At 65.9% G+C, this 25,879-nt stretch carries 21 protein-coding genes; 7 read left to right on the forward strand and 14 right to left on the reverse strand.

The features are described 5' to 3' along the window. Positions 1–177 precede the first annotated feature (177 nt). From rpoD to purM, 12 genes are all read right to left on the reverse strand, one after another. On the reverse strand, positions 178–2,205 hold the full coding sequence (gene rpoD, locus ACRYLO_RS05310) for an RNA polymerase sigma factor RpoD (protein WP_482659212.1): 2,028 nt from the start codon (positions 2,203–2,205) through the stop codon (positions 178–180). A gap of 53 nt (positions 2,206–2,258) precedes the next feature. Continuing rightward, complete coding sequence (gene dnaG, locus ACRYLO_RS05315; RefSeq protein ID WP_482659213.1) at positions 2,259–5,051, reverse strand: DNA primase; 2,793 nt, start codon at positions 5,049–5,051, stop codon at positions 2,259–2,261. A gap of 55 nt (positions 5,052–5,106) precedes the next feature. Next, positions 5,107–5,745, reverse strand: coding sequence for a phosphoribosylanthranilate isomerase (locus ACRYLO_RS05320; RefSeq protein ID WP_482659214.1), 639 nt, complete (start codon positions 5,743–5,745; stop codon positions 5,107–5,109). 92 nt (positions 5,746–5,837) lie between these two features. Then, positions 5,838–7,397: a leucyl aminopeptidase family protein gene (locus tag ACRYLO_RS05325; protein WP_482659215.1), complete on the reverse strand. Its 1,560-nt coding sequence runs from the start codon at positions 7,395–7,397 to the stop codon at positions 5,838–5,840. Positions 7,398–7,453: 56 nt separating this feature from the next. Next, the gene (locus ACRYLO_RS05330; RefSeq protein WP_482659216.1) at positions 7,454–7,972 is read right to left on the reverse strand and encodes a GNAT family N-acetyltransferase; all 519 of its coding nucleotides are present in this window, start codon (positions 7,970–7,972) and stop codon (positions 7,454–7,456) included. A gap of 152 nt (positions 7,973–8,124) precedes the next feature. Further along, on the reverse strand, positions 8,125–8,796 hold the full coding sequence (gene pyrF, locus ACRYLO_RS05335) for an orotidine-5'-phosphate decarboxylase (RefSeq protein WP_482659217.1): 672 nt from the start codon (positions 8,794–8,796) through the stop codon (positions 8,125–8,127). Further along, entirely contained in the window at positions 8,793–9,140 is a 348-nt protein-coding gene (locus ACRYLO_RS05340) for a LapA family protein (protein WP_482659218.1), read from the reverse strand. The genes pyrF and ACRYLO_RS05340 overlap by 4 nt, the downstream gene beginning before the upstream one ends. Positions 9,141–9,204: 64 nt before the next feature. Further along, positions 9,205–11,499, reverse strand: coding sequence for a patatin-like protein (locus ACRYLO_RS05345; protein ID WP_482659219.1), 2,295 nt, complete (start codon positions 11,497–11,499; stop codon positions 9,205–9,207). Continuing rightward, positions 11,499–12,194 carry an endonuclease/exonuclease/phosphatase family protein gene (locus tag ACRYLO_RS05350; protein ID WP_482659220.1) on the reverse strand — a complete coding sequence of 232 codons (696 nt, stop codon included), beginning with the start codon at positions 12,192–12,194 and terminating at the stop codon, positions 11,499–11,501. The genes ACRYLO_RS05345 and ACRYLO_RS05350 overlap by 1 nt, the downstream gene beginning before the upstream one ends. A gap of 43 nt (positions 12,195–12,237) precedes the next feature. Then, on the reverse strand, positions 12,238–12,378 hold the full coding sequence (locus tag ACRYLO_RS05355) for a hypothetical protein (protein WP_482659221.1): 141 nt from the start codon (positions 12,376–12,378) through the stop codon (positions 12,238–12,240). Between the two features lie 154 nt (positions 12,379–12,532). Continuing rightward, entirely contained in the window at positions 12,533–13,099 is a 567-nt protein-coding gene (gene purN, locus ACRYLO_RS05360) for a phosphoribosylglycinamide formyltransferase (protein WP_482659222.1), read from the reverse strand. Positions 13,100–13,129: 30 nt separating this feature from the next. Continuing rightward, complete coding sequence (purM, locus tag ACRYLO_RS05365; protein ID WP_482659223.1) at positions 13,130–14,224, reverse strand: phosphoribosylformylglycinamidine cyclo-ligase; 1,095 nt, start codon at positions 14,222–14,224, stop codon at positions 13,130–13,132. 211 nt (positions 14,225–14,435) lie between these two features. On the opposite strand from purM, the gene ACRYLO_RS05370 reads away from it, so the two are divergent. The 4 genes from ACRYLO_RS05370 to ACRYLO_RS05385 are packed head-to-tail and all read left to right on the forward strand — an operon-like array spanning position 14,436 to position 20,042. Further along, on the forward strand, positions 14,436–15,713 hold the full coding sequence (locus ACRYLO_RS05370) for a heavy-metal-associated domain-containing protein (protein ID WP_482659224.1): 1,278 nt from the start codon (positions 14,436–14,438) through the stop codon (positions 15,711–15,713). Beyond that, entirely contained in the window at positions 15,710–16,348 is a 639-nt protein-coding gene (locus tag ACRYLO_RS05375; RefSeq protein WP_482659225.1) for a P-loop NTPase family protein, read from the forward strand. Before ACRYLO_RS05370 ends, ACRYLO_RS05375 begins: the two co-directional genes overlap by 4 nt. After that, positions 16,345–18,534, forward strand: coding sequence for an RNA degradosome polyphosphate kinase (locus ACRYLO_RS05380; protein ID WP_482659226.1), 2,190 nt, complete (start codon positions 16,345–16,347; stop codon positions 18,532–18,534). The genes ACRYLO_RS05375 and ACRYLO_RS05380 overlap by 4 nt, the downstream gene beginning before the upstream one ends. Then, complete coding sequence (locus tag ACRYLO_RS05385) at positions 18,531–20,042, forward strand: Ppx/GppA phosphatase family protein (protein ID WP_482659227.1); 1,512 nt, start codon at positions 18,531–18,533, stop codon at positions 20,040–20,042. Before ACRYLO_RS05380 ends, ACRYLO_RS05385 begins: the two co-directional genes overlap by 4 nt. 102 nt (positions 20,043–20,144) lie before the next feature. Here the strand turns inward: ACRYLO_RS05385 and ACRYLO_RS05390 are convergent, their stop codons facing one another. Next, entirely contained in the window at positions 20,145–20,441 is a 297-nt protein-coding gene (locus ACRYLO_RS05390; protein ID WP_482659228.1) for an I78 family peptidase inhibitor, read from the reverse strand. Then, entirely contained in the window at positions 20,438–21,616 is a 1,179-nt protein-coding gene (gene rnd, locus ACRYLO_RS05395; protein ID WP_482659229.1) for a ribonuclease D, read from the reverse strand. Before rnd ends, ACRYLO_RS05390 begins: the two co-directional genes overlap by 4 nt. 100 nt (positions 21,617–21,716) lie before the next feature. Between rnd and aspS the strand changes: the two genes are divergently transcribed. The 3 genes from aspS (at position 21,717) to ACRYLO_RS05410 (ending at position 25,860) form a co-directional block, all read left to right on the forward strand. Continuing rightward, positions 21,717–23,516 (forward strand): aspartate--tRNA ligase, encoded by a 1,800-nt coding sequence (aspS, locus tag ACRYLO_RS05400; RefSeq protein WP_482659230.1) that lies wholly within the window; start codon positions 21,717–21,719, stop codon positions 23,514–23,516. A 113-nt stretch (positions 23,517–23,629) separates the two neighbouring features. Continuing rightward, a complete protein-coding gene (locus ACRYLO_RS05405; protein WP_482659231.1) occupies positions 23,630–24,403 on the forward strand; it encodes a polyphosphate kinase 2 family protein in 774 nt (257 codons plus the stop codon). 65 nt (positions 24,404–24,468) lie between these two features. Next, a complete protein-coding gene (locus ACRYLO_RS05410) occupies positions 24,469–25,860 on the forward strand; it encodes an L-serine ammonia-lyase (protein ID WP_482659232.1) in 1,392 nt (463 codons plus the stop codon). Positions 25,861–25,879 lie beyond the last annotated feature (19 nt).

Genomic DNA, 25,879 nt, shown 5'->3' on the forward strand with positions numbered 1-25,879 from the left:
TTCGTCGTCGCCGAGATGCGGTGTCTGCCAACGTCGGTCAGCCGCCGCCGCTTAACCGTCTGTCCCGAATGAAGGCGAAATCCGGAACCGATGCAAGGGTTTATCCGATGCGAACAACCCACCTTGCCGCCGCATGGGGGCGGACGAACCTGTCCCCATGCGACTGGCGATGTGACCTTATTGGTCGAGAAACGAGCGCATCTTGCGGCTGCGGCTCGGGTGCTTGAGCTTGCGCAACGCCTTGGCTTCGATCTGGCGGATGCGTTCGCGGGTCACGCTGAACTGCTGCCCGACCTCTTCGAGCGTGTGATCGGTGTTCATGCCGATGCCAAAGCGCATGCGCAGCACGCGCTCTTCACGCGGGGTCAGGCTGGCAAGGACGCGGGTGACCGTTTCCTTGAGGTTCGCCTGGATCGCGGCATCCACCGGAATGATCGCGTTCTTGTCCTCGATGAAATCGCCGAGGTGCGAATCTTCCTCGTCGCCGATCGGCGTTTCGAGGCTGATCGGCTCCTTGGCGATCTTCATCACCTTGCGGACCTTTTCGAGCGGCATCGAGAGGCGCTCGGCCATCTCTTCCGGAGTCGGTTCGCGCCCCTGTTCGTGCAGGAACTGGCGGCTGGTGCGGACGAGCTTGTTGATCGTTTCGATCATGTGCACCGGGATGCGGATCGTGCGCGCCTGATCGGCGATCGACCGCGTGATCGCCTGACGGATCCACCAGGTCGCATAGGTGCTGAACTTGTAGCCGCGACGATATTCGAACTTATCGACCGCCTTCATCAAGCCGATATTGCCCTCCTGAATGAGATCCAGGAACTGCAGGCCGCGATTGGTGTATTTCTTGGCGATCGAGATCACGAGGCGGAGATTGGCCTCGACCATCTCCTTCTTCGCGATGCGCGCCTCACGCTCGCCCTTTTGCACCATGTTCACGATGCGGCGGAATTCGCCGAGCGCCATGCCGGTCTGCTGGCTGATTTCGGAAACCTCGACCCGGATACGGTCGACGGCGGCGGCCTCGTTCGTGACGAACGCGCCCCATTTTTTGTCGATGGTACCGACCGATTCGAGCCAGTTTTCGTCCATCTCATGATCGACATAGCGATCAAGGAAATCCTTGCGGCTGACCTTGTGCCGCTCGGCGAGGCGCAGCATCTGGCCGCCGAGCGCGGTCAGACGCCGGTTGAAGCTGTAGAGCTGATCGACCAGATATTCGATCTTTGCCTGGTGGAACTGAACGCTCTCGACCTCGGCGGTCAGCTCTTCGCGCAGCCGGTGATATTTCTTCTCGTCCGCCGCCGACAGCTCGCCACCCGCCGCCATCGCGTCGAGCCGGCTCTGCTGAACCTTGCTGAACTTCTTGTAGATCGCGGTGATGTTGGCGAACTTCTCGAGCGCCTGCGGCTTGAGCGTCTCCTCCATCTGGGCGAGGCTGAGGGTGTTGTCCTCTTCCTCATCGTCCGAGATGCGCGGCGCACGGCGTTCGGTGAGGTCATCCTCATCCTCGTCCGCAGCGACCTCTTCGGGCTCTTCCTCTTCCTTGAACGAAGTGCCGGCGGTCTTTTCGCTGATTTCGCCCGAATCGTCGTTCTCGGCACCCTCGACCTGCTCGGCCGACGGCCCCTTGGACAGCATTGCATCGAGATCGAGGATCTCGCGCAGCTGCATCGTGCCTTCGTTGAGTGCGTCGGACCAGCCGATGATCGCGTTGAACGTGATTGGCGATTCGCACAGGCCAAGGATCATCGTGTCCCGACCGGCCTCGATCCGCTTGGCGATCGCGATCTCGCCCTCGCGGCTCAGCAGCTCGACCGCGCCCATCTCGCGCAGGTACATGCGCACCGGATCGTCGGTGCGATCCATGGTTTCTTTTTTCTTGGTCGCTTCAAACGCAGGCTCGTCGTCCTTGCCCTCGGCATCGACCTCGTCCGGAGTGTCGTCCTCGGGCTGATCGTCCTCGCCGACGTCTTCGTTTTCGACGACGTTGACGCCCATGTCGCTGAGCGCGGACATGACGTCTTCGATCTGTTCGGAGGTGAACTGATCCTGCGGCAGCATCTCGTTGAGCTGGTCCACGGTGATGTAGCCGCGCTTCTTCGCACGGGCGACCAGCTTCTTGATCGAGCCTTCGTTGAGATCGATCAGCGGCGCGTCACCGGTTTCCGTGGGTTCCGCGCCGTCCGTCATATTTGCCTTAGCCATCGACTGCCTTTGAAATCGTCTGGCGGCAATTATACGCCGCCCTAATCACCTAATTACGTCTCGTCCGCAAGCATCAGATTGGCGAGCCGCATTTCCAGTTCCGCTTTTCGCTTCACCAGTGCGACCTGGCGTTCGAATGCCTCGTCGCTGAAACGCGCCTGCACCGCCGCAGTTGCCTCTGCCAGCGCCGCTTCGACCTGAGGCCGCGCCGCCAGCACTGCGATCGCCTCACCCAGGTCGAGCGCGGCCCGCCCCGCGTCCCATTCCTTCTGCGTGAAGGTGAAGGGAAGCTGGTCGGCGCGCAGCAACTCGGCTGCCTGTGAATCGAAACCGGACGCCGCCAATATGGTACGCAGCCGCGTGCTATCAAGCGCCCGATCCTCCAGCGCGACATCGACCACCGCTTCGAACAAGCGCCCAAGCGCGCCATCGGCATGGGCAAGGCTGGTCAGCGTTTCGACATGGCGGGCGATTTCGGCGGGGTGGCGGATCAGGCCGGCAAGCACCGCCTTGGCCAGCACCCGGTCGATTCCGCCAGCGCCCACTGCCTGCACCGCAGGGCCGGGCGGCGGTTCGGGCGGCTGCCAGCGCTGGCCGGGTTTGAATGGGCCGCGAGTCTGGTTTCGCGGCGTGAAGGTGCGCGGCGGCGGGGCGAAGTGTTCGTCGACCCGGCGGCGGAACTCGTTCACATATTCGTGGCGGACATTGCCGTCCTGAATGGTTGCGGCAAGATCGGACAGGCGACGCTTGAGCCCGGCGCGCGCTTCGGGCGTGTCGACCGGCTCGGCGGCGAGTTCATGGGTCCACAGGCGATCGGCGAGCGGCTGAGCGGACGCGAGCAGCGCTTCGAACGCCTGTGGCCCCGATGCGCGCACCAGATCGTCGGGATCCTGGCCGGGCGGGAGGGTCACAAACGCAAGACTGCGGCCGGGCTGGAGCAGGGGTAGGGCGCGATGCGCCGCGCGGATCGCTGCCTTTTGCCCGGCATTGTCGCCATCGAAGGAGAGATAGGGCACGTCGGCCATGCGCCACAGCCGTTCGAGCTGGGTCTCGGTCATCGCGGTGCCGAGGGGGGCGACCGCTTCCCCAAAGCCCGCCTGCGCCAGCGCAATCACGTCCATATACCCTTCGACCGCGATCACGCGCCCCGCCTTGCGCGAGGCGGCCGAGGCGCGGTCGAGATTGTAGAGCGAGCGGCCCTTGTCGAAGAGCGGGGTTTCGGGGGAGTTGAGATATTTGGGCTCGCCGTCCCCGATGATGCGTCCACCAAAGCCGATCACGCGGCCGCGCGCATCCTTGATCGGGATCATCAGGCGGCCGCGGAACCGGTCATAGGGTTCCTTGCCGTCGACCTGGATCAGCAGACCCGCCTCGACCAGCATCGCATCGCCATAGCTCTTCAGCGCTTCCCGCAATTTGGTGCGCGAATCGGGCGCGTAGCCCATGCCGAAGGTGCGCGCGGTTTCTGCCGTGACCCGGCGGCGTTCGAGCAATGCCCGCGCTTCGGCTCCGGCGATGCCGTGCAACTGGTCGGTATAGAATTTGGCGGCGTCGGCCATGACCTCATGCAGCCCCCTGGCCCGCTCGGCCCGTTGCGCGGCGCGGGGGTCATCCTCGGGCATGTCGAGCCCGGCGGCCTGCGCCAGCTCTTTCACCGCGTCGATGAAGGGCAGACCGTTATGCTCGGTCATCCACCGGATCGCATCGCCATGCGCCCCGCAGCCGAAGCAATTGCCGGTCAGGATATTGTCTTCGAGCGCGAAGGCGTGGGTGTCCGGGACAGATGCGCAGTAAACCGGCTCGATCCGGTCCGACTGTGCGACGGATCGCACGACCCAGCGAAGCCGGTCGAACCGCTTGGTGTGGCTGGAAAACCGCGCGCGTGCGCGCGACAACAGGAATAGCGCGGGATCGAGCGACGACGGGACGAAGTGGATACGGTGCAGCGCGCTGGGGCTGTCGCCGAAGCCGTTCCGCATCAGCGTGGTGCGACCATAGGTGACGATGCCCAGCTTGAGCGCGATATCGCGGACCCGTTCCAGCACGTCCGGGTCCGCCGCGTTGAGCATCACCGTCCCGTCTTTGGCGACATGCCCGTCAGCCGCGAGATAGCCGGCGAGGAAGCCAAGCAGATATGCATCGGGCAGGTCGAAGCCCGGAAGTGACTTGAACCCTTCGAAGGCGCGACCGCCATAGATGCGGATGTAGCGCTTGTCTCCGTCCCGGTCGTGGGCGTGATGCTGCTGATCGGGGAACCAGCCGGCCAGCTCGGCATCCTTGTCGCCGTGCAGATTGACCGTGCCATACACTTTCTTGAACATCGTGCCGTCGCCGAACACGATGCCGTGCCGGACACCTTCGGGATCCATTTCCCATCGGGTGCGGCGTTCCGGTACCGCGCTCTCAAGGGCATGGCCCGGCCGGAGCTGGTCCGTGCGGACGTCGCTCTTGCGGCCCTTGACGAACCAGCGATGTCCGTCCGTCGCCCAGATCGTCTTGGCAAGGCCGTTCCGCGACAGGTCGATGCGCCATAGCCGCTGGACGCCATAATGATCGAACCGGGCATCAACCCATGTTCCGCCGCGCGTCAGCACGGTAGCGGTCTGTCCGGCCAGCGACGCGATCTCGCGCCGTCCTTCGCGCGTGATGACCCGGGTTTCGGCCGCCAGGCAATGATAGAAGCCCTTGTCGTCGTTGATCGTGAAGGACGGGGTCTTCTCGTTATGGAACGGGCAGCACGCCTTGTACTCGCGACCGGCGCGCGTGATCTTCACGCTGCGGCCGATCAGGGCGGACAGCGTGGTGCGGGCGCGCAGCTCGTCGAGAAAGGCGGGTGTGAGGCTCATGATGCGCTGCTGGACATGCCCAAGCCGGGGGCGGCTCGCAAGCGGGTGCGATCGGTCAGAGCGATGCGACGACCTTCAGGAACGCCGCGATCATGGCCGTGTCCTTCACCCCCGGTGCGCTTTCGATGCCGGAGGAGACATCGACCAGCCGTGCGCCGCTGATGTTGACGGCTTCGGCAACATTGGCGGCGTCCAGGCCGCCCGAGAGCGCCCAGGGCAGCGGGTGATCGAAGCCCTGCAATAAAGTCCAGTCGAAGCGCAGGCCCATGCCGCCGGGGAGCTTGGCGTCGTCCGGGGTCTTGGCGTCGTAGAGGATGCGCTGCGCCGCGCCGCGATAGGCGTGGGCGATGTCGAGATCGGCGCGGATCTTGACCGCAACCGCCGCCCAGATCGGCAGCCGCGTGCGCGCGCCGATCGCGGCGGCGCGCTCCGGGCTGGTGCGGTGCAGCTGGATCGCATCGAGCTGGGCGGAGCGGATTGCCTGATCGAGGAGCGCATCCTCAGGATCGACGAACACGCCCACGCGCTGGATCTGGGGCGGCACCTGCGCGGCGAGCGCGGCGGACTGGTCAAAGGTCACATGGCGCGGGGAGGGCGGAAAGAACACAAAGCCGACATGGCTCGCCCCGCCCGCAAGCGCGGCGTCGAGCGTCGCAGCGGTGGACAGGCCGCAGATCTTTGCAGTGACGGGCATCGTCGCTGGCAATCGGCTGCGGGCGGAGCTTTGGCAAGCGGAAGTTGGGGCACGGTGAGATCAGCCCACCGCGCCACCGGGTTGAGCTGCGCTTATTGCTCGAATTCCCGGACGAGGGCGTCGAACAGGCGGACGCCATAGCCGCGTGCGCCCTTTGGAATCGTCGGGAGCGATTCGTCGGCGCCATCGACGCCGGCCATGTCGATGTGGGCCCAAGGCGTCGGCTGCGGCGTCAGGAAGCCGATGAAATGCGCGCCGCGACCTGCGCCGGGGCCGGACTTGGTCGTGCCGTTGGCGATGTCGGCAATCGGCGATTCCATGTCCTTGGCATAGCTGGGGTGAAGCGGGAGACGCCACACCGACTCGCCCGACGCCGTCGCGGCGGACTGGACGCGCGTCGCCAGCGCCTCGTCACGGGCGAACAGGCCGGCATAATCGTCGCCGAGTGCGGTGATGACCGCGCCAGTCAGAGTCGCGATGTTGACGAGGGCGGCGGGCTTGAACCGATCGATCGCATATTGGTTGGCGTCGGCCAGGACCATGCGGCCCTCGGCGTCGGTGCTGATGATCTCGATCGTCTGGCCGTTCATCGTGCGGACGACGTCGCCGGGGCGCGAAGCATTGCCGCCGGGCATATTCTCCGCCAGCGCGGCGATGCCGACGACATTGGCCTTCGCCCCGCGCTTGGCCGCGGCATACACGCCGCCCATCACTGCAGCGGCCCCGGCCATGTCGCCCTTCATGTCGCCCATGCCCGCGCCGGGCTTCAGGCTGATCCCGCCGCTGTCGAAGGTGATACCCTTGCCCACCAGCGCCAGCGGAGCAGCGTCGCCTGCGCCGCGATACTCGACGATCAGCATCCGCGCGGGGTGGCGCGATCCGGCCGAAACAGAGAGGATCGAGCCCATGTTGCGACGGCGCATTTCGGCTTCGTCGAGCACGGTGATGCGGACATTGGGGACGCCCGCGAACTGCGCGCGGACGGTGGCGACGAAGCTGTCCGGTGTCTTGGCGTTGGAGGGCAGGGTGATCAGGTCGCGGGCCATGCGCGCGCCTTCAGCAACACCGGTGAGTTCGCGCGCATAGGTCGCTTCGCCGGTCGCGGCGACAATGGTCAGCGGCTGAACCGCGGGGGTGGTGACGCCGCTCTTGAGCTTGTCGAAGCGATATTGGCCGAGGCTGGCGCCGAGCGCGACATGGGCGGCCGGGTCGGCGGCGGCGCTGCTGAGCGTGCCAGCGAGGATCGCGACCGGCTGGCGGTTGTCGCGCGTTTCCTGTGCGGCGCGGCCACCGAAATCGGCGAGCGCGGCGGCGTCGAGCTGGCCCGTGGGTACGCCGATCAGGACGATGCGATGATAGCCGCCGACGCCATAGAGCGAGAGCGTCTTGTCGGGCGCAGCCTTGAACCCGGCGGTTGCGACCGCGTCGGTGACGGCGGGGCGCAGCGGGGCGGGGACATGACTGAGGTCGCTGGCACTGGCCATCGGGATGACGAGGACACCGTCGGATGGGGCGGCTGTGGCGAAGCGGATCGGGCGTTCGGCACTGTTCTGCCGCTCGCTGGCGCTGACTCCGGTGCCGATGGCGGCGCGCTCGGATTGGGCGAACGCGGGGGTGGCTAGAATCGTGGCGGCAAGCAACAGGACACGCATCGGCATCAACTCCCTGAACATTGTGATATCGTCACATGGTTAACCGCCGTGCGCGGTCAGGGCAATTGCCGTTGGTCGAACAATGGCTTGACCAGCACCGCCATCGTCAGCGGGGGATCGACCGCGACGGGGAAGGGGCGCGTTTCGCCTGAGCGGGCGTAACCGTGGCGCTCATACCAGGCGATCAGCTCGACGCGGCGGTCGATGACGGTCATTTCGACGCGCGTCGCGGCGAAGCTGTCGCGCGCGGTGGCTTCGGCGGCGGCAATGAGCTGCTTGCCGATCCCGCGTGCCTGGAGTTCGGGATCGACGCAGAGCAGGCCGAGATAGGCGAGGCCATCGCCGCGATCGGCGATGTTGACGCAGCCGAGAATAGTGTCGCCGTCCAGCGCGATGAGGATGCGGCTGTCGCCATCGACCAGCGTGGCGAGCGTCTCCAGATCGGTGCGGGTATCGCTGAGCAGGTCGGCTTCGTGCGTCCATCCCTGTCGCGCGGAATCGCCGCGATAGGCGCGCTCGACCACGGGGTGGAGGCGGGGGAGATCGGCGAGGGTGGCGGGGCGGATGGTGGGCATCGGATAGCCGAATGCCGCGCTAATTCCTCCCCTGCAAGTGGAGGGGGACCGCGCCGAAGGAGTGGTGGAGAGGTGTTCCGCTATCGAAAGGGCGACACCCCTCCGTCAGCGCTCCGCGCTGCCACCTCCCCTTGCAGGGGAGGATTGCCGAATCAGAGCGTCGCCTCGATCTCGCGCGCCGCGAGGTCGGGGTCTTCGGCCTGCGTGATCGGGCGGCCGATGACGAGGATCGATGCGCCGGCGTCGAGCGCGGCGCGGGGGGTGACCACGCGCTTCTGGTCTTCGGTGTGGCCGTTCGACGGGCGGACGCCGGGGACGACGAAGAACCCGTCCTTCCAGGCGGCGTGCGCGGCCTTCACTTCCTCGCCCGAGCAGACGATGCCGTCGACGCCGGCGGACCTGGCGAGTTCGGCCAGGCGGACGACCTGTTCGTGCGGGTCGGGCGACAGGCCGATCGAGGTGAGGTCATTGGCGTCGAGGCTGGTGAGCATCGTCACCGCAACGACCTTCGTCCCCGTCGGTGCGGCGGCCTTTGCATCCTCCAGCATCGCGCGGCCGCCCGAGGCGTGGACGGTGATGATCGCGGGTTCGAGCGGGCGGAGCGCCTGCACAGCCTTCCCCACCGTGTTGGGGATGTCGTGGAATTTGAGGTCGAGGAAGATCGGCAAGCCGATATCGGCCATCTCGTGCACGCCGTGGCGGCCGTTCGCCATGAAGAACTCAAGGCCCAGCTTGATCCCGCCGACATGGTGGCGGACGCGGGTCGCGATCGCCTTGGCGCGTTCGATGTCCGGCGTGTCGAGGGCGACGTAGATCGGGCTCATGGAGTCACCAGCGGCGGCGCGGAGGGGGTTTCGGGCGGGGTGTCGAGATCGCCGGGATCACCGCTCACGACCGGGGCGGGCGGCGCGGCCGGGGCGGGGCGGAGATCGTCGACGGTGCGTTCCAGCATCGCGATGCGGCTGCGCATCCGCCAGCGCACGGTGTGATAGATCGCCAGCATCGGCAGCAGCCCGCCGAGATAGACGACGAACAGCAGGAAGGGCAGATTTACGTCTGCGATCAGGCCGCTCCACAGATGGATTTCGACCGGATGCCAGTTGGTAACGGCAAAGGCGGCCGCGAGACCGAGGATCAGGAACCAGAACAAAGCCTTCAGAAACTGCATCCGCCGCGATCACCCTGTTGCCGTCAAACCCTGTCTTAGGGCGCGGGGGGCGGCTTGGCCAGACTCAGCCGATTTCCTTGCGCAATTGCTCGAACAGCCCCGGGATGGCGTTGAGCCGCGGCTCCTCCTCCTCCAGGATCGCCAGGAACAATTCGCGCTTGATCGTGGCAACGCGGCCGGGGGCGAGGCGCGCGCCGGGGGGAAGCGTGGAGAGGATGATATCGACCAGCCGCTCCGCACCATGCAGCCGCCCCCAGAGATAGTCATTCTCGCGATAGGCGCGGCTGAAAAAGGCCCCGAAATTATTGAACTGAATCCCCTTGAGCGTGGCGCGCGCACCCCCGCTGCGGATCGACGTGGCGTCGTCGGGGGAAATGCGGTCGACGCGGATCGGGTCGAATTCGTTGAGCCCCTCTCCGCGCAGCAGCGGCAGCGTCGCGATGTCGAAAAAGGGGAAGCCGAGATAGGCGAGCAGCATCGGACGGCGCAGGTCGCGCGGCAGCTGGCTCAGCCCGTCGGACAGGCGCTGATCCGTGTCCTCATCCAGCGTGCGCAGGTCCATCCGCGCCGCCAGCTCATCCATCAGTGCGGCAGCATTGCAATCGACGGCGCGAATCGATTCGCGCATCCCCAGAAACGGGTCGGCGCGCTGGCATTCGAGATAGTCGGCGAGCGATTCATAAATAGCGGTGCGGATCGGGGCCAGCTCGGCGCGGCTATTGTCCTGATCGAGCTCGGTCGCGCGCCGGGCGAGCAGGCGCAGGCGGCGGATGCGAAAGCCAAGGTCGTGCGCCCGCAGCAACTCCAGCGTCGCAGGCGTCGCTGCGGCGCTGTGCTGGACGCTGAAATCGTCCGCACCGCGACGGGCGATTTCGGCTCCGATCGCCGCGCGCATCCGACGCCAGCGATCGGAGCCGTGCAGGTCGCCAATCTGGTTCAGATGCGTCGCGATCCGGTCGGCGACGCCTTCGACCTTGAGCAAGCCATAGGCGGCATGGCCATAGCCGGCGCGTGATGCCGCCGCCTGTTGCGCCCGCGCCCGCCAGCTGGCGAGCCGCTTGGGGGTCGGATAGTCGAGGAACAGCGTATAGCCGAACAGCGATTCGACCTGTCCCTCCACCTCCGCTCGAATGCGTTCGATGATCGCCAGCATCCGCTCGATCTGCGCCGAGCGCTGGTCCAGCGATTCCAGATTGTCGCGGATCGGCTGCTGGCGTGGCAGTTCGGACAGCGCGCCGATGATGGTGCGGAAAAAGCCGGGGCTTTCGCCCGACGCCTCTGGTGCGATGCCGATGTGATAGCCGGGTGTGGGGTCGATGAAGACGAAACGTCGGTCGATCTGGCGGCGGGCCGGGCGTTCGCGCAGGGCATCGATCGCTGGCCGGAATGGGGCATTGGCCAGCACCGACCCGTCGATCAGCGGCGCGGTCTCGGCCACACCGGCCGCAAACTGGCGGGGCAGGGCATGTTCGAGAAATGCGGCGCGCCCCGGCCAGTGGCGGTTGCGTTCGGCCAGCACGGCATCGACTTCGGCGACCGTGGCGGGCGGGAAGGCGCCCGGAAAGCTGGACGTCGCGCGCGCGGCAAAGGCCAGCTCCGCATGATCGGCGAGCGGTCCGGTCGCGCTGCCATGATCGCTGAACGAAAATACCAGCCGGTGTTCGGTTTCGACGACTTCAGGCGGCGAATTGAGGCGCAGCCGTTCGGGATGGCCGCGAAAATCGGTGACCGTGACGAACAGGTCGAGCGGTTGACCATCGGGCAGCAGACGCGGGCCGGCCGGTGCGGCCTGCATCGCCTCCAGCGCATCGAGCATCATGTGCAGCAGCTGCTTCCCGCCAAAGGGCGGTTCGAACCAGCGCGAGCGCACGAATCGCTCCAGCTTGGCGCGAACCTCGGCGCGCGCTGCCGGCTCGACGGTCTGGTCGATATCGGCATCGCGCCCGGCGACCATCCAGGCGATCGGTAGCGCCCAGATCTTGGCCAGCCGATGTGACGGGCCGTGATCAGGATTGAGCAGCGCCTCGACATCCGCAATTTCGAGCCACAAATCGGTCAACGGATCGAGCGACTGGCCGCTCGTCACCGCTTGCGCCAGAAACACGCCGTTGATGCCACCCGCGCTCGCCCCGGCAACGATATCGACCATGACGCGCAGGTTGAGCCCCGCCTCATCCGCAACGGCGTCAAGCAGCGCGTGATAGACTCGCGCGCTCGCCCCCGAAGCCGGTTCGAAATCGCGATGCGCACGGCTGGCGCAGGCGAGGTGCCAGATTTCCTTGGTGATGCCGTGCATGTAGATGGCAAGGCTGATCCCGCCATAGCAGACAAGCGCAAGGCGAAGCTCCTTGTCCTGCATCAGCCGCGCTCGACCTGGGCCCAGATCGGCAGATGGTCGGACGCGGTGCGGGCCGCCGCGCTGTCATTCACGCCGCACTCTGCAATCTTCAACTCGCGCGACACCATGATCCGGTCGAGCCGTGCAACAGGCCGCCGGGCGTGAAACGAGCGACCGGTCGGCGCGAAGCTGAAGTCCTTGGCAAAATCGCGCAGACAGCCCGACTGGGCGCTCCAGTCGTTGAGATCGCCCATCATCACCGTCGGCATCGCCCGTTCGCTGGCGGCGAGGTGCGACAGGATGGCATGCGCCTGACGCCGCCGCCACAGCCCTGACAGGTCGAGATGCATGCCGACCACCCGCAGCGCCTGTCCGCCGATGCGCAGGTCCGCCATCACCGCACCGCGCGGCTCCAGCGCCGGCAAGTGGATGACCTCGCAATCCAGGATCTGCGCGTCCTTGCGCACCAGAATCGCGTTGCCGTGCCAGCCCATCGACCCGGAGCGAACGCCGAACGATACCGCCTTCCACGGGCTGTGCTCGTCGAGCATGTGGGGGGAGATCACGCCCTGGCGCTGGCCAAAGCGGCGGTCGCATTCCTGGAGCGCGACGACATCGGCGTCGATCTCGCGCAGCACCTCCAGTGTCCGCTCGGGGCGACGACGGCGGTCGGTGCCGATCGCCTTGCGCATATTGTAGCTGGCTACTTTCAGCATCGAACCTGTTTGGGCGGCGTAACGACGTGACGCAAGAGCAGGATCAGCGTGTTTGCGACGGCAACGGAATTGTGCCCTGGTTGCGCGCCTCGGCGGCGGCCGCTTGCAGGCTGCGCGCAGTGGCCTCGGCGGCGTCCGGGGTCATGGCGATTGCGACGCCATCGGGGCCGTCGAGCAGAACCATTCCGGATTCGGCGCTGGCGATCCCTGATTTGCGATGTGGTTCGCGTCCTTGACCGTGCATCGCCGTGCCTTCCCTGTTCTTTACCTTAGGCGCGCCAAACGCGCCGTGGAGGCATAATATCCCCGGTTTTACAGTCGCGTTGTCGTGTTTCGGGTCAACGACTCAGCCATTGGGCGACGATGCGGGGATAAAGGCGATGTTCCTCGGCCAATACGCGCTGGGCAAGTGTGTCTGGCGTGTCGTCGGCCAGGATCGGAACCGTTGCCTGGCCCAGCACTTCGCCGCCATCTAGTTCTTCGGTGACGATATGGACCGAGCAGCCGCCATGGCTGTCGCCGGCAGCGATCGCGCGGGCGTGGGTGTCGAGGCCCTTGTAGAGCGGAAGCAGCGAGGGGTGGATGTTGACGATCCGCCCGCGCCAGCGCGCGACGAAATCGTCGGAGAGGAGGCGCATGTAACCGGCGAGGGCGATGGCTTCGACGCCGGCGTTGCGGAGGGCGGCGTCGATCGCGGCTTCGTAATCGGCTTTGGCCATGCCTTTAGGCGACTGAGCAAAAGTCGCGATACCATGCGTCGCTGCCCAGGCGAGGCCGTCGGCTTCAGGCTTGTCCGAGGCGACCAGCGCGACGGTGTAAGGGGCGTCGGGACGGCGTGATCCTTTGACCAGCGCCTGCATGTTCGACCCGCGGCCCGAGATGAGGATGCCGAGTTTGCGGGTCATCCGTTTCCCTCCCGCTTGCGGGAGGGGAGGTTATGCATTGTGCGTCGCTTCCCAGGCGGCGCGGGCGCTCCAGGTTTCGACGCTGCCCGAAACGGTGCAGCCACGCGGCCCCTCGACGATTGACCCGATGCGGTGGACGATTTCGCCCGCTTCCTGGAGTTCCGCCGCGACCGCATCGGCCCGATCCGCCGCAACCACCGCGACCATGCCGATTCCGCAGTTGAAGGTGCGTGCCATTTCCTGCGGCTCGATATTCCCCTGCGCCTGCAGGAACGCCATCAGGCGCGGCTGCGTCCAGCTATCGGCATCGACACGGGCGTGGCAGCCCTCGGGCAGGACGCGGGGGATATTCTCAAGCAAGCCGCCGCCGGTGATATGGGCGAGGCCGTGAATCGCGCCCTTGCGAAGTTGCGGAAGCAGACTCCGCACATAGATGCGCGTCGGCGCCATCAGCGCGTCGAGCAGGATCACCTCGGGGTCGAACAGCGCGGGGCGGTTGAGCTTCCAGCTCTTGTCCGCGGCGAGGCGGCGGACGAGCGAATAGCCGTTGGAGTGGACGCCGGTGGAGCCGAGGCCGAGGATGACGTCGCCCGGTGCGATCTTCGTGCCGTCGAGCAACTGGTCACGCTCCACCGCGCCGACGCAGAAACCGGCCAGGTCATAGTCGCCATCGGCGTACATGCCGGGCATTTCGGCGGTCTCGCCCCCGATCAGCGCGCAGTCGGCCTGTTTGCAGCCCTCGGCAATGCCCGCAATCACGCGTTCGGCGACGCCATTGACGAGCTTGCCGGTAGCGAAATAGTCGAGGAAGAACAGCGGCTCGGCGCCCTGCACGACCAGGTCGTTGGCGCACATCGCCACCAGATCGATGCCGACGCCGTCATGCGAGTCGTGATCGATCGCGAGCTTGAGCTTGGTCCCGACACCGTCATTCGCCGCGACCAGCAGCGGATCAGTGAAGCCAGCCGCCTTGAGGTCGAACAGGCCGCCGAACCCGCCAAGATCGGCGTCGGCGCCCGGTCGGCGCGTGGAACGGGCGAGCGGGGCGATGGCACGGACCAGCGCATTGCCGGCGTCGATCGAAACGCCCGCCTGGGCGTAGGTATAGGACTCAGGATCGGTCATGTGGCTGCGCTTAGCGCCGGGGCGTCCAAAGCGAAACCATGGATCGTGCAGAAACCGCGCTTGCCTCTCTCGTCTGCTCGGGCTTGACCCGGGCCAAGGCTTCTTCCTTCCACGACGGTCAAAAGCCCTGTCCCGGGTCAAGCCCGGAACGACGATGAATAGGGAGGATAGCGCTTGGATTTCCACGTCCGCTTCGCCAAAAGGGCGCGGAATGTCTGTTCGTCCTTCTCCTGCCCTCGCCGCGATCGGCATCGCCGCCCTGCTTGTGTCCGCCGGGTTTGCCGTTGCGCAATCGGGCAAGGGCGCGGCCAAGGCGGATGCGAGCGCTGACGCGGGCAACAGCTCGGGCAGTTTCGAGGTCAGCGGCGTCGATGTGGATGTTCGCGGCAAGAGCGCCGAGGCGGCGCGCCTAGGCGGCTGGCGACTGGCGCAGCGCAAGGGCTGGTCGATGCTGGCGCGCCAGCTGACCGGATCGTCCTCCACTCTGTCCGATTCGGCGCTGGACGGGCTGGTCACCGGCATTGTCGTCGAGAATGAGCAGATTGGCCCCAACCGCTATGTCGCGCGGCTGGGTGTGTTGTTCGACCGCAATCGCGCGGCATCGATTCTGGGGGTCGGCGGCACGCTGATGCGCTCACCGCCGATGCTGCTGGTGCCGGTGCAGGTTTCCGGCGGCGCGCATCGGGTGTTCGAGGGCGGCAATGCGTTCGCCGATGGCTGGGCGCGGTTCCGCACCGGGAATAGCAGCATCGATTATGTCCGCCCCAACGGCTCGGGCCCCGACCGGCTGCTGATGAATGCCGGGCAGGTGGCGCGGCGCGGGCGTGGGTGGTGGCGTTCGATCCTCGACCAATATGGTGCGACCGATATCCTCGTCCCGACGGTTGAGCTGCGCCGCAGCTATCCCGGCGGGCCGGTCACCGGCATCTTCACCGCCGGGCATGGGCCCGACAATCGTCAGCTCGCGCAATTCGTGCTGCGGGTGAATGACGGCAACGCGATCCCGGCGCTGATGGACGCCGGCATCGCGCGGATCGACAAGGCGTATCAGGATGCGCTGCGTGCCGGCATCCTCAAGCCCGATCGCCTGCTCGTCACCGAACCGCCCCGCCCCGAAATTCCGCTTGAAGAAACCGGTGAGGAAGAGCTGATCGACACCGGCGAGACCCCGGCGGTCGCGACCGGGACGGCGATCACGATCCAGTTCGACACGCCGACCGTCGGCGCGCTGACCGGGGGCGAAGCGGCATTGCGCGTCGTTCCCGGCGTCAGCTCGGCGGTCACCACCAGCACCGCGCTGGGCGGCGTATCGCTGATGCGTGTGACCTATGACGGGAGCCAGGCCTCGCTGCGCGCGGCGCTGGAGGCGCGCGGATGGCAGGTTCAGGAAGGCGCTGGCGTGCTGCGCATCCGTCGTGGCGGCGGGTCGCCCGCACCCGCGCAACCCGCCGCACCCATCCCGGAAGCGGGGAACAGCAGCAGCGAATGAGCCAGCTTTCCCTGCCGCTCGCCCGACCCCCCGGCGCGCGTGAGGACAGGTTCCTGATCGGCGAGTCGAACGCACAGGCGGTGCAATTGCTCGAACGCTGGGCGACCTGGCCGGTGCTGACCGGGATCATCACAGGGCCACGCAAATCGGGCCGCAGCCTGCTGGCGCGGACGATGGTTGCGCGCAGCGGTGGCACGATGTTCGACGATGCCGACCGCGCGGACGAAGTGGCGCTGTTTCATGCCTGGAACACGGCGCAGGCCGAGCACCGGCCCTTGTTCCTGGTCGCTGAACGTGCGCCGCCGGGCTGGGCGGTGCGCCTGCCCGATCTGCGATCCCGGCTCGGCGCGAGCGTCGTTGCACAGATCGGGCCGCCCGACGATGCGCTGGCGCATGATCTGCTGGCGCAATTGATCGACCGTCACGAACTTGTCGCGCAGCCGGATATAGTGGCGTGGATTCTGCGGCGGATCGAGCGGACGCACCTTGCGATCCTCCGCACCGCCGAAGCGCTGGAGGAAGATGCGAGCCGTCGGGGCAACCGACGCTTGTCGATTCCCACGGCGCGCGCCACATTGACCACGGCGGGGCTCCTTCGCGAGCCCGACGCCCAAATCCGAGACGAGGACCGATGACCCGCGCGCACGCCAACGCCGATCTGCCCCGAGCTGAGGTCGGCGAGAGTCCGACCACTGTCACATCGTCCGATGCGCGTTACTTCAACCGTGAGCTGTCGTGGCTGGCGTTCAACCGGCGGGTGATGGAGGAGGCGTGCAATGCCGCGCACCCGTTGCTGGAGCGCTTGCGCTTCCTGTCGATTTCCGGATCGAACCTCGACGAATTCTTCATGGTCCGCGTCGCCGGCCTGAAGGGGCAGCAGATGCAGGAGGTCGAGGCGCACTCGACCGACGGCCTCACCCCGGCGCAGCAACTCGCCGCGATCGTCGCCGATGCCGCCGACCTGGTGGATAGCCAGCAGACGGTCTGGCAGGACATCCGCGCCGACCTGGCCGATCGCGGGATCGAAGTGCTCGATGCGGACGGGGTCACGGGCCAAACGGCGAAATGGCTGGAGGAACATTTCCGACTGCAGATTTTCCCGATCCTGACGCCGCAGGCGCTCGATCCGTCGCACCCGTTTCCGTTCATCCCGAACAAGGGACTGAGCGTGATTTTCGATCTGGTCCGCATCAGCGATGGCGAAGCAGTGCGTGAGCTGGTGCTATTGCCCGCCGCAACGCCGCGCTTCGTGCGCGTGCCGGGAGAGACTGCGCGTTACATCGCGGTCGAAACGCTGGTGAAGCAGTTCGCGCCGGTGCTGTTCCCGGGGTTCGAAATTCGCAAATCGGCCACGTTCCGCGTGTTGCGCGACAGCGACATCGAATTGGAGGAAGAGGCGGAGGATCTGGTTCTCTACTTCCGCACCGCGATCAAGCGCCGGCGTCGCGGGCGCGTGATCCGGCTCGAGATGGAGGAGGGGATCGACCCCGGCCTTGAGGCCGTGCTGAAAGAGGAGCTGGGTGGCAGCGAGGCATTGCTGACCGAAACGGGCGGGTTCCTCGGCAACGGCGATCTGGCGCTGATTGTGGACGAGGATCGTCCCGACCTCAAATTCCCGCCCTTCGTCGCCCGCTTCCCGGAACGAATCCGCGAATATGACGGCGATTGCTTTGCGGCGATCAAGGCCAAGGACATCGTCGTCCACCACCCCTATGAATCGTTCGACGTGGTGCTCGCTTTCCTCAAGCAAGCCGCCAGCGACCCCGATGTGATCGCGATCAAGCAGACGCTGTATCGCGCCGGCAAGCAGTCGGCGGTGATTCAGGCGCTGATCGCCGCAGCCGAAGCGGGCAAGTCGGTGACTGCCGTGGTCGAGATCAAGGCGCGGTTCGACGAGGAGCAGAATCTGCTCTGGGCCAGCGCGCTCGAACGCGCGGGCGTTCAGGTCATCTATGGCTTCACCAACTGGAAGACCCACGCAAAGGTGTCGATGGTGGTGCGGCGTGAGGGCGACGAGTTCCGCACCTACTGCCATTTCGGGACCGGAAACTATCATCCGGTCACTGCGCGGATCTACACGGACCTCAGCTTCTTTACCGCCGATCCCCGGGTCGGGCGCGATGCGGCGAAAATCTTCAATTATGTCACCGGCTACGTCGAACCGGTCGATCTTGAGCTGCTGTCGGTTTCACCGCGCCATTTGCGCGAGCGGCTGATCGAACTGGCCGATCAGGAGATCGCCAATGCGCTGGTGGGCAAGCCGGCCGCCATCTGGGCGAAGATGAACAGCCTGGTCGATCCGGTGATAATCGAGAAGCTGTATGAAGCGAGCAATGCCGGGGTGGTGATCGACCTGATCATCCGGGGGATTTGCTGCCTGCGCCCCGGCATACCGGGAATGTCGGAGAATATCCGGGTCAAGTCGGTGGTCGGGCGTTTTCTGGAGCACAGTCGCATCTGGGCGTTCGGCAACGGCAAGGCGCTGCCGAATGACGGCGCGTTGGTCTATATCTCCTCGGCCGACTGGATGCCGCGCAACTTCGACCGTCGCGTGGAGTTCATGCTTCCGATCATCAACCCCACGGTCCACGATCAGGTACTGGATCAGGTGATGGTGGCGAACTTGATCGATACCGAACAAAGCTGGGAGTTGCAGCCCGATGGCCGTTATGTCCGCGATGAACCCGGTGCAAAACCGTTCAACCTGCACCGATATTTCATGACCAATCCGTCCTTGTCGGGGCGCGGCGCAGCGCTCGAATCGAGCGGCGCCGTTCCCAAATTGTCACTGCGCCGGTGGCGCGCCGAGCGCGGCGCTTGAGCGTTTCCAACCTGTTGCAGCGCAAGCCGCGCGCGCTGGCGGTGCCAAAGGCGCGACGCACGGCGATCATCGATATCGGGTCGAATTCGATCCGTCTGGTCGTCTATGATGGCGCGGCGCGATTGCCTGCGATCCTGTTCAACGAAAAGGTGATGGCGGGGCTTGGCCGCTCGCTCGCCGAAACCGGCGCGATCGGCGACGATGCGCTGGTGGTGGCGACCACTGCCCTGGCCCGCTTTTCGAGCCTGGCGCGCGAGATGGAGGTCGATTCGCTCCGCACCGTGGCGACGGCGGCGGTCCGTGACGCCAGCAACGGCGACCGGCTGCTGGACATTGCCCGCGCGCTTGGCCTGAAGGTCGAATTGCTGTCGGGCGAGGCGGAAGCATTGGCTGCCGGCTATGGCGTGCTGTCCGGCATCCCTGAGGCCGACGGCATTGTCGGCGACCTTGGCGGGGGGTCGTTGGAGCTGGTCCGCGTCGTCGCCGGGACGGTGACCGACCGCGTGTCCTTTCCGCTCGGCGTGCTGCGACTGGAGGCGATCCGCTCGCAGGGCAAGGGCGTGCTCGACAAGACCGTCGCGCGGATGCTCGACGTATCCGGATGGAACAAGCGCGGGGAGGGGCTGCCCTTCTACCTCGTCGGCGGTTCGTGGCGCGCGCTGGCGCGGCTCGACATGCACCTGACCGGCTATCCGCTGCCGGTCATCCACGAATATGCGATGCCCGCATCGACCATCACCCGGTTGCAGCGGACGATCGCGCAAATGGGCAAGAGTCGCATCCGATCGGTCCCGAACCTGTCGTCGGGGCGCGTCGCGACGTTGGAACATGCGGCGGCATTGCTCGGCGCGCTGATCCGGCATCTGGGGAGCAGCGAGACGGTCGCATCCGCCTTTGGCCTGCGCGAAGGGCTGCTGTATGGCGAGTTGACGCTGGAGGAACGGCGTGCCGATCCACTGATCGTCGCGGCACGCGACGAGGCACGGCGGTCGGGACGCTTTCCTGAACATGGCGATCTGCTCGACGCGTGGATCGCGCCGTTGTTCGGCGACGAGGATGAATCGCTTACCCGCCTCCGCCATGCCGCGTGCCTGCTCGCGGATGTCGGCTGGCGTGCGAATCCCGAATTTCGCGCCGAGCGCGGGATGGAAATCGCGCTGCATGGCAATTGGGTCGGAATCGATGCGCGGGGCCGGGCGTCGCTTGCGCAGGCGCTGTTCACCTCGCTGGGCGGGGGCCTGGAATCGCCGACCCCGGTAGGTCAGCTGGCACCGCCCGAGGCGCTGGAACGGGCGCGATTATGGGGACTGGCGATGCGGCTGGGTCAACGCCTGTCGGGCGGTGTTGCGGGACCGTTGCGCCGATCGCGCGTGGCGATCGAGGAGGAGGTGCTTCAGCTCCATCTGCGCGAAGACGACGCCGCGCTTTATGGTGAGGCAGTCGAGAAGCGGCACCGCGCGCTGGCCGGCGCGCTGGGGCTGACGGCGGGGGTCGAGGTGGGTAACTAAGCTCCGTTTGCCCTGAGCTTGTCGAAGGGCCGTTCCCAACAGCTGTGTGACTTGCGGCCCTTCGACAGGCTCAGGGCAAACGGGGTTGTTAGCTGGCTGGGTCTACCCGCAGCGCAGTGCCTTGATCGTGTTTACATCGTCCAGCTCGACGTTTAGCCGGTCCGAGCGATAGTCCATCGTCACCGCCATTCCGGGCTTGATAACGCGGACGGTGCGTGCGCCGGAGCGTTGCTTGGCGCGGTCGATCACCTGAGGCTTCGCCTCGCGGCCGACCAGAGGCTGAACCCGGTCGGCATTGCATTCACGAATGCCGGTCCCGGGCGCGGGACGCTCATAGCTGCAGGCAGCAAGAGTCAGCGGCACGGCGATCAGGGCGCCAGCAAGTTTTGGGGCTTTCATGGGTTCGGCTCCTCGGTACGCGTCATCTTGAGCTTTCCGTTACGCACGGTGAACCCAAGCTGACCCTCGACCAGCGCGAGTGCATCGCGGCCGAATTGTTCGAACCGCCAGCCGCGCAGGATCGACAGGCCCTCGCGTTGTCCCGCCGCCAGTGCCTCCAGATCGTCGGAGCGAGCGAGCAGGCGTGCGGCAACGTTGATGTCGCGCGCGCGGATCTTGAGCAGCAGCTTGAGCAGGTCGGCGACCAGCGCGCCTTCCTTGCCCAGCGGCAGCTTGCGGTCATCGCGTGGGGGAAGCTCGTCGGCCGGCATCGGTTCGGCGTTTTCGAGCGCCGCCATCAGGCGACCGCCGATATCGTTGCCGCCCCAGGTGGCGGACAGGCCGCGCACCTTGGTCAGGTCGGCCTGCTTGCGCGGCGGGTTGCCCGCCAGGTCAGCGATCGTCTCGTCCTTGACGATGCGGCCGCGCGGCAGGTCCTTGCCCTGCGCCTCACGCTCGCGCCACGCGGCCAGCGCCTTGAGGCGTCCCAGCACTTCGGGCTTGCGGCTGGAGATGCGGATGCGCTGCCACGCCTTTTCGGGATCGCTGCGATAATTTTCGGGATCGCCAATCCGCTCCATCTCCTCGTCCAGCCAGTCGCCGCGGCCGGTCTTCTTCAGCTTCGCCAGCATTTTGGGGAAGATTTCGGAGAGATAGGTGACGTCGCAAATCGCATAATCGATCTGACGCTTGTCGAGCGGACGGCGCGACCAGTCGGTGAAGCGCGCGCCCTTGTCCACCGTGATGCCGAGATAGGTTTCGACCAGGTTGGAATAGCCGATCTGTTCACCCTGACCCAGCGCCATCGCCGCGATCTGGGTGTCGAACAGCGGGTAGGGGGTCTTGCCGGTGAGGTTATAGACGATCTCAAGATCCTGCCCGCCAGCGTGGAAAACCTTGAGCACGTCCTCATTGTTCACCAGCAGGTCGAGCAGGGGCGTAAGGTCGAGTCCCGGCGCCATCGGATCGATCGCCGCCGCCTCGTTCGTGTCCGCGATCTGGATCAGGCACAGCTCGGGATAGAAGGTGTTTTCCCGCATGAACTCGGTATCCACCGTGATGAACGGTTGCTGCGCGAGGCGGGTGCAAAGATTGGCGAGGGTTGCCGAGTCTTGAATCAGGCCGTGAATATGCATCGCAGGCCCATAGCCAAGCCCGCGCGGGTTGACAAAGGGGCGTGTGGGAAGGAAGCGCGCGACCTGATATTTTTCACCTCAGACCCGTTGGAACACGCCCATGCACGCCTATCGCACCCACAGTTGCGGCCAGCTGACCGCCGATCAGGTCGGTGAGACCGTCCGCCTGTCGGGGTGGATCCACCGCAAGCGCGACCATGGCGGCGTGCTGTTCGTCGATTTGCGCGACCATTATGGCGTGACCCAGATCGTGTGCGACAGCGATTCGCCCGCGTTGCCGGTGCTGGAAGGGCTGCGCGTCGAATCGGTCGTGACGATCGACGGCGTGGTCAAGGCGCGTAGCGAGGCGACGGTGAACGCCAACCTCGCGACCGGCGCGATCGAGGTGTTCGCCAAGGGCGTGACGGTCCAGTCGGCGGCGCAGGAGCTGCCGATGCCGGTGTTCGGCGATGCCGAATATCCTGAGGAAATCCGCCTGCGGAACCGCTTCCTCGACCTGCGCCGCGAAGGGCTGCACGCCAACATCATGCTGCGCAGCCATGTCATCGCGTCGCTGCGCCGCCGGATGATCGATCAGGGCTTTACCGAGTTCCAGACGCCGATCCTGACTGCGTCGTCGCCGGAAGGCGCGCGCGACTATCTGGTGCCGAGCCGCGTGCATCCGGGCAAATTCTACGCGCTTCCGCAGGCGCCGCAGATGTTCAAGCAGCTGCTGATGGTCGCAGGTTTCGACCGCTATTTCCAGATCGCGCCGTGCTTCCGCGACGAGGATGCGCGTGCAGATCGTTCGCCGGGCGAATTCTACCAGCTCGATTTCGAGATGAGCTATGTTACGCAGGACGATGTGTTCGCGGCGATCGAACCGGTGCTGCACGGCGTGTTCGAGGAATTTGCGAACTGGCAGGGCAAGGGTCGCACGGTCAGCCCGCTGCCGTTCAAGCGCATTCCGTACCGCGAATCGATGCTGAAGTACGGCAACGACAAGCCCGATCTACGCAACCCGATCCTCATTTCCGATGTCAGCAGCCATTTCGAAGGCTCTGGTTTCGGGCGCTTTGCCTCGATGGTCGCGGCGGGCGACGTAGTGCGCGCGATCCCCGCGCCGAACACTGCCGAGAAGAGCCGCAAATTCTTCGACGACATGAACGCATGGGCGCAGGCCGAGGGCTTCCCCGGCCTTGGTTATGCGACGCAGAAGGACGGCGTGTTCGGCGGCCCGATCGCCAACAATCACGGGCAGGAGGGGATGAAGGCGATCGCCGATGCACTCGGCCTGGGTCCGAATGACGGCATCTTCTTCGCCGCCGGCAAGGAAGCTCAGGCGGCCAAGCTGGCGGGCCTCGCGCGCACCCGCGTTGGCGAGAGCCTTGAGCTGATCGACAAGAGCCGGTTCGAATTCTGCTGGATCGTCGATTTCCCGATGTTCGAATATGACGAGGACGCGAAGAAGGTCGACTTCAGCCACAACCCGTTCAGCATGCCGCAGGGCGAGTTGGAGGCGCTTGAGACCAAGGACCCGCTCGACATCCTCGCCTGGCAGTATGACATCGTGTGCAACGGCATCGAGCTGTCGTCGGGCGCGATCCGGAACCATCGTCCAGAGATCATGTACAAGGCGTTCGAGATCGCCGGGTACAGCCAGCAGGATGTGGACAGCAACTTCGCGGGCATGATCAACGCGTTCAAGTACGGCGCCCCGCCGCATGGCGGTTCGGCCCCGGGCGTCGATCGCATCGTCATGCTGCTCGCCGACCAGCCGAACATCCGCGAGGTCATCGTCTTCCCGATGAACCAGAAGGCGGAGGACCTGATGATGCAGGCACCGTCGCCGGTCAGCGAGAAGCAGCTCAAGGAGCTGCACATCCGGCTGGCTCCCCAGGCGCTGGACAACAAGGGTTGAGCTAAAAGCCCCTCTCGCTTGCGTGAGGGGTTAGGGGAGGGCATGTTCGAGGATATGCCCAACCCTATCCTGACAGGCCCTCCCCCGACCCCTCCCGCAAGCGGGAGGGGAGATTGAAGATCGACCTTTCGGGTTACGAGTCCGGGGACAAGGTCGACGACTATCACGACCGCCTGACCGCGCTGCAGGAACGGCTGGGGCATATCCAGACCGCGCACATCATCCACAAACGCCGTGCGATCATCGTGTTCGAGGGCTGGGACGCGGCGGGGAAGGGCGGGATCATCCGGCGGCTGACCGCAGACTGGGACCCGCGCTATTTCGAGGTCTGGCCGATATCCGCGCCGACGCCGGAGGAATTGTCTCACCATTTCCTGTGGCGTTTCTGGCGGCGCTTGCCCGCGCAGCACAATATCGCGGTGTTCGATCGCAGCTGGTACGGGCGCGTACTGGTCGAGCGGGTCGAGGGTTTCGCGACCAAGGCCGAATGGCAGCGCGGCTATGACGAGATCAACGATTTCGAGGCGCAGCAGGCCGAGGCCGGCGCGACGCTGATCAAGATCTTTGTCCATGTGACGCAGAAGACGCAGGACAAACGCCTGCGCGAGCGGATCGAGACACCGTGGAAACGGTGGAAGACCGGGCTGGACGATTATCGCAACCGCGCGCGGCGGGCGGATTATCTCGATGCCATGCACGAGATGTTCGCGCGGACGAACACCGAGATAGCGCCTTGGGTCGTAATCGACGGGAATGACAAGAAGGCGGCGCGGATCGCGGCGCTCACCGCAATTGCCGATGCGCTGGAGGCGCGGGTGCCGATGGACCCGCCCGCGCTCGATCCGGCGGTTGAAGCTGCGGCGCGGGCGGCTGGCGTCATCGACTGACGCGATGGACGGCGCGGCACCGAAAGTCTAAGTTCGTATCAAATGATATGACTGTTGAGAGAGTGATGCTGGACCCCAACGCTGCGCCTGCGCGCGACCGCGCCGAAGCGACGATCGGTCTGGCCGACCTGTTCACCATCGGGATCGGCCCGTCGAGCTCGCATACCGTCGGGCCGATGCGCGCGGGCTTTGCGTTCGCAGAGGCTGCACTGGATCGGGGGACGCCGGTGTCCGTGTCGTCCGAACTGTTCGGGTCGCTGGCGCTGACCGGCAAGGGGCACGCGACCGACATCGCCGTGATGCTGGGGCTGGCGGGGCATCAGCCCGAGCGCGTCGATCCCGATGCGGTGCCGACCATTATCGACACCATCCGCGCCGAGGCACAGCTCAAGCTCGGCGGGCATGTGCCGGTGCCGTTCGTCGAGGGGACGCACCTCGTCTTTCGCGGAGACCGCTTCCTGCCCGCGCACCCCAACGGCATGCGCTTCGTCGCGCATTATGCCGATGGTGAGCCCTATGAGACCTTCTGGTATTCGATCGGTGGCGGCGCGGTAGTCGAGGGCGGGTGCGATCTGCCCCAATCGAATGTGAGGCTGCCTTTTGCGTTTTCCTCGGGGGCTGAACTGCTGGCTGTGGGCGAGGCGGAGGGCAAGAGCATCGCCGACATCGTTCGCGCCAATGAAGCGGCGTGGCGCGACGATGCGGAGACCGACGCATTCCTCGACAGCCTGCGCGCAGCGATGTCGGCGTGCATTGAGCGGGGAATGCGGGGTGAGGGCGAATTGCCGGGCGGGCTGAAGGTCAAGCGCCGCGCCCGCGACCTGCACGCCCGGCTGATCGCGCGCGGGCCGCGATCGGACCCGTCTTTGGTGTTCGACTGGGTCAGCCTCTGGGCGCTGGCGGTGAATGAGGAGAATGCCGCCGGGGGCCGCGTCGTCACTGCGCCGACCAATGGCGCGGCGGGGGTGATTCCGGCGGTGCTGCGCTATTACGAAACCTTCTGCGCCTCGCCCACTCCGGCGGGGTCGCGGACCTTCCTGCTAACCGCGGCGGCGGTCGGGTTCCTCTACAAGAAGCGCGCGTCGATCAGCGCGGCCGAGATGGGGTGCCAGGGCGAGGTCGGCGTCGCCTGTTCGATGGCGGCGGCGGGGCTGGCGGCGGCACTGGGCGCGACCAATGCGCAGATCGAAAATGCCGCCGAGATCGGGATGGAGCATAATCTGGGCCTTACCTGCGACCCGATCGGCGGGCTGGTGCAGATCCCGTGCATCGAGCGCAATACGATGGGCGCGATCAAGGCGATCAACGCCGCCTATCTGGCGATGCATGGCGATGGCAGCCACATCGTCAGCCTCGACGCGGTGATCGAAACGATGCGCCAGACCGGCGAGGATATGCGCTCGAAATATAAGGAGACGGCGCAGGGCGGGCTGGCGGTCAACGTTGTAGCTTGCTGAGCGCCGACGCCTGACCAAT

The organism is Sphingomonas sp. SDUR79 (assembly GCF_056821745.1).